At 68.9% G+C, this 4,529-nt stretch carries 5 protein-coding genes; 1 reads left to right on the plus strand and 4 read right to left on the minus strand.

The window, feature by feature from the left end; genetic code table 11:
* The 4 genes from tsaB to HUU96_RS11780 all read right to left on the minus strand — a co-directional run.
* The coding region (gene tsaB / locus HUU96_RS11765) for a tRNA (adenosine(37)-N6)-threonylcarbamoyltransferase complex dimerization subunit type 1 TsaB (protein WP_254605202.1) at positions 1-576 on the minus strand (576 nt) is incomplete at its 3' end.
* 16 nt (positions 577-592) lie between these two features.
* On the minus strand, positions 593-1,183 hold the full coding sequence (locus tag HUU96_RS11770) for a malonic semialdehyde reductase (protein WP_174292975.1): 591 nt from the start codon (positions 1,181-1,183) through the stop codon (positions 593-595).
* On the minus strand, positions 1,183-1,755 hold the full coding sequence (locus tag HUU96_RS11775; protein WP_174292976.1) for a NifU family protein: 573 nt from the start codon (positions 1,753-1,755) through the stop codon (positions 1,183-1,185). The genes HUU96_RS11770 and HUU96_RS11775 overlap by 1 nt, the downstream gene beginning before the upstream one ends.
* Before the next feature lie 191 nt (positions 1,756-1,946).
* A complete protein-coding gene (locus tag HUU96_RS11780) occupies positions 1,947-2,735 on the minus strand; it encodes an aspartyl/asparaginyl beta-hydroxylase domain-containing protein (RefSeq protein WP_174292977.1) in 789 nt (262 codons plus the stop codon).
* Between the two features lie 281 nt (positions 2,736-3,016).
* Here HUU96_RS11780 and HUU96_RS11785 point away from each other — a divergent pair.
* On the plus strand, positions 3,017-4,529 hold a 1,513-nt coding region (locus tag HUU96_RS11785; RefSeq protein ID WP_174292978.1), incomplete at its 3' end, for a M16 family metallopeptidase.

Genomic DNA, 4,529 nt, shown 5'->3' on the forward strand with positions numbered 1-4,529 from the left:
CGGATCGGCGGGCCCGAGCAGGGTCGTCCGAGCGGCGATCAGGTTCAGGTAATGCGCCTCGGCGTCGGCGGGGCGGTCCCCGTTCGCCAGCGCCCAGGCCCGCTGGTCCAGCTTGAGCGCCGTCCCGATCCGGCGACCGCCGACCGTCGCAACCGCTGCCGCGGGGGTCAGCGAGGCGAGCGGCGCGAGCGCGGTCAGGTTGGCGGCGAAGGGCTGCATGAACACCTCGCCATGCCCGCCCGCCAGCACGGCCGCAACCTCGGCCGTGTCGCGGCGCGCGAAGGCGGCTGCGGCGACCAGAGCCAGCGACGAGCAGCCCGTGACCTCCGCCCCCCAGCCCAGCGCCAGTCCGCGGGCCGCAGCGATGCCGACGCGTACGCCAGTGAAGCTGCCCGGGCCGACATCGACCAGGATATGAGGGGCACGGCCGCCGCCGGGCAGTTCGGCGACCATCGCCACCAGCCGCTCGGCATGGCCACGCCCGGCCACCTCATGGAAGCGGGCAACCACGATGCCGTCCTCGATCAACGCCACCGAACAGGCGGCGGTGGCGGTCTCGATGACGAGGGTCAGCACGGGATGTGACGCGGGATCAGGCGATCCGGTTGAACTTGCCGAAATCGGGTCGCGGCGACCGGCCATAGACGGTGGAAGGATCGCCATGACCCAGCGTCGAGATGAAGTTGGACCGCACCCCCGGCTGGTCGGCGAAGAAGGCGAGGTCGACCTTGCCGTTGTCGAAGCCCGACATCGGCCCGGTGTCGAGGCCGAGCGCCCGCGCCGCCATGATGAAATAGGCGCCCTGCAGCGTCGAGTTGCGCATCGCCGACACCTCGCGCAACTCGGTATTGCCGTCGAACCAGGGCTTGGCATCGGTGTGCAGGAACAGCTCGTGCAGCTGCTCGTGAAAGTTGATGTCCATGCCGATGATGACGGTCACCGGTGCCTTCAGGATCTTGTCGCCATTGGCGCCGCTGGCGCACTCGGCAAGCTTGGCCTTCGCCTCGTCGCTGGTGCACCAGATCAGCCGCGCCGGCATCTGGTTGACGCTGGTCGGACCCCATTTCATCAGGTCCCAGATCGCGTGCAGCTCGGCCTCGGCGACCGGCTCGTCGGTATAGCCGTTATAGCTGCGCCCGGCGCGGAACAGCTGGTCGAGGGCTTGGTCGTTAATCGCTGGCATCAGACGGCTCTCACTTCAGTGACTTCTGGGACGTAATATTTCAGCAGCTGCTCGATCCCGTTCTTCAGCGTCGCCGACGACGACGGGCAGCCAGCGCAGGCCCCCTGCATCTGCAGAAAGACCTTGCCCTGATCGAAGCCGCGATAGACGATGTCGCCACCGTCGTTCGCGACCGCCGGGCGGATGCGCGTCTCCAGCAGGTCCTTGATCTGCTCGACGATGTCGGCGTCCTCGGGGTTGGTCGGGAACTCGGCATCGGCAGGCGGCACCGCGAAGCCCGCGCTGGCGGCCCGGAACAACGGCATCTGCGCGCTGAAATGATCGAGCAGGATGCCGAGCACGTCGGGCTTGAGCATCCGCCACTCGACGCCAGGTCCAGCGGTGACCGACACGAAGTCGCGGCCGAAGAACACGCCGGTCACGTCGCCCAGCCCGAACAGCGCCTCCGCCAGCGGGCTCGCCTCCGCCTCTTCCGGGGTGGCGAAGTCGCGGGTGCCGGTTTCCATGACGGAGCGGCCCGGCAGGAACTTTAACGTCGCCGGGTTGGGCGTGGTCTCGGTCTCGATCAGCATGGGCCGCATGTGGCGCGGGGAAGGGCAGGGCGCAAGCGGCTCTTCTCGCAATGACGGGACGAGCCCGGGGTGACGGGGGTGAGGAGCCCAACCGCCGCAGCAAAGCCGCGTCGTCAGTCGGCGGCTATGCCGCCGCTGGCCGGGCTCGGCGATTACTCCGAAATTAGCTCCGCTAATTCCGGACGCCGAGCTCAGACATCGAGCTGCTTCACCGCCGCGTTCCACTGGCTGATGTTGTCGCGTGCCTCCTGCACGAACGCCGAGCGGCGCACGAAGCCGAGGAAGAAGTCGGCGAACCACTTGCCGGGGTTGCGCAGCGGCCGCTCGAACTGAACCAGCAGCACCACTCGCGTGCCGTCGGTGTCGTTCCACACCTCATGCTGATAGGTGTCGTCGAACACCAGGGTCTCGCCTTCCGCCCAGCGCACGATGCGGTCGTGGACGCGCATCCGGACGTCGCCGTCGCGCGGCACGAGCAGGCCGAGGTGACAGGTGATTAGCCCCTTGGTGACGCCGCGATGCTCGGGGATGTGGGTGCCGGGGGCCAGTATCGAGAAGAACGCGCTGTTGAGGCCGGGGATGCGCTCCACCAGGGCGGAGGTCTGCGGACAGCGATTGGCGTTCTCGTCGATGCGGAAGCCATAGCCCCAGATGAAGAAGGAGCGCCACTTGTTGACCTCGGCGATCGAGCGGTGATCGGGGCTGATCGTCGCGAGGCTCGGCGACGCCTCGCCGCGCAGCGCCACCGCGATCGCCTCGTCGCGGATCGTCTCCCAATGGTCGCGCAGGATCGCGGTCCAGGCGAAGTCGCGCGTGTCCAGCACCGGATCGTTGGGAACCAGCGACGAGGAGGCGATCAAGCGGTCGAACACGCCGCGCAGATGCTTGCCCAGCTTGATGATCAGCGGTCGGTTGGTCTCCGCCTTCATCTCCGCGCCCGGAGCCGGCGCGCCGGAGATGACGTTCAGGTCGGGAACCATCAATGGCTCGGTACGCCCGCCCGAATCCGGCCGCATTCCGGTCTTGGTCGCTGCTCGCTTCGTCGTCGTTGCAACCGTCATTGCAGATCATCCCATCGGTGGGCTTGTAGGCCGTGTCGCGCGGCAACGCTCGGGATCGCCGCCGCGTTGCGAGTGCCCCGCTAGGCTCACACCGGGGCAAAATAATGGCGTAATCCGGCGGCTTCGCGACCAGGACCAATGACGACGAGATGACGCGCGCGCGGCTGGTAGGGGCGCGGCGGCGTCGCTAAAGGAAGCCGATGGCGTATCCTCCGCGCGTGTTCCGCGTCCCCGCTCTCCTGCTGGCCCTGCTGCCGATCGCGCCGGCGATCGGCCAGGTCGCAGCACCGTCGCCGATCGTTACTGATCCGGGCGTGCCCTCGCTCGCCGGCATCGACCGCAGCGCCTGGCTCTACAAGGGCAGCGATCTCGTCCAGGACCCGGCCTGGCATTTCGGCACGTTGGCCAACGGCGTGCGCTATGCGGTGCGGCGCAACGGCGTGCCGCCGGGGCAGGTGTCGATCCGGGTGCGGATCGATGCCGGCTCGCTGGAGGAGACAGAGGGCCAGCGCGGCTACGCCCATTTCATCGAGCACCTGACCTTTCGCGGCTCGCAATATGTCGCCGACGGCGAAGCGAAGCGGGTGTGGCAGCGGTTCGGGGCGACCTTTGGCGCGGACACCAATGCCCAGACCTCGCCGATCGCGACGCTCTATAAGCTCGACCTGCCCTCGGCGACGCAGGCCGGCGTCGACGAGAGCCTCAAGATCCTGTCGGGCATGATTGCCAAGCCAGCGATCACGCAGCAGGCCGTCACCGGCGAACGTCCGGTGGTGCTGGCCGAGCAGCGCGAGCAGCCGGGTCCGCAGGTCCGGCTCAGCGATGCCAGCAACGCGCTGTTCTTCGCCGGCCAGCCGCTGGCGGCGCGCTCGCCGATCGGGCTGGTGCCGGTGATCGAGGCGGCGACGCCTGCGAGCATCCAGGCCTATCACGACCTTTGGTATCGCCCGGAGCGCGCGGTGGTGATCATCGCCGGCGACATGGATGCCGAGCTGCTGGAGCAGCTGGTGGTCAAGAACTTCTCCGCCTGGCGCGGCGTCGGCCCGGCTCCTGCCGAGCCCGATTTCGGCCAACCGACTGCCGGTCATCCGGACGCGGCGACGATCGTCGAGCCCGGCATCCCGGTGCTGGTCTCGGCGGTGACGCTGCGTCCGTGGCACTTCAACGCCGACACCGTGACCTTCAACCAGCGGCGGCTGGTCGACATGCTGGCGACGCGGCTGATCAGCCGCCAGCTAGAGCAACGTGCGCGCGCCGGCGGCAGCTTTCTCCAGGCCAGCGTCAGCCTGGAGGATGCGCTGCGCTCGGCCAACATCACGGCGGTGCAGGTGGTGCCGGCGGGCGACGACTGGGCGGCGGCGCTGCGCGACGTGCGCGGCGTGATCGCGCAGGCGATGGCGACGCCGCCGACCCAGGCGGAGATCGATCGCGAGCTGGCCGATGTCGATGCCGGGATGCGCAGCGAGGTCGAGACCTCGCGCGTCGAAGCCGGCGCGAGCCAGGCCGACAACATGGCCGCCGCGCTGGACATCCGTGAGACGGTGACCACGCCCGCCGCCTCCTACGACGTGTTCAAGGGCGCGCGGGCGAAGGGGATGTTCACCCCCGCCGCGCTGCTCGCCTCGACCAGGCGACTGTTCCAGGGAACGGCGACGCGGGGCATCGTCAACCTCCACGCCGCCGATCCGGCCGCGCCGGCCAAGCTGGTGGCGG

Source organism: Sphingomonas bacterium (genome assembly GCF_903644135.1).
Classification (GTDB): Bacteria; Pseudomonadota; Alphaproteobacteria; order Sphingomonadales; family Sphingomonadaceae; genus Sphingomonas.

Coding starts and splice junctions, on each gene's coding strand:
- HUU96_RS11770 (WP_174292975.1), bottom strand. CDS start 1,183: ATGCCAGCGATTAACGACCAAGCCCTCGACCAGCTGTTCCGCGCCGGG.
- HUU96_RS11775 (WP_174292976.1), bottom strand. CDS start 1,755: ATGCTGATCGAGACCGAGACCACGCCCAACCCGGCGACGTTAAAGTTC.
- HUU96_RS11780 (WP_174292977.1), bottom strand. CDS start 2,735: ATGGTTCCCGACCTGAACGTCATCTCCGGCGCGCCGGCTCCGGGCGCG.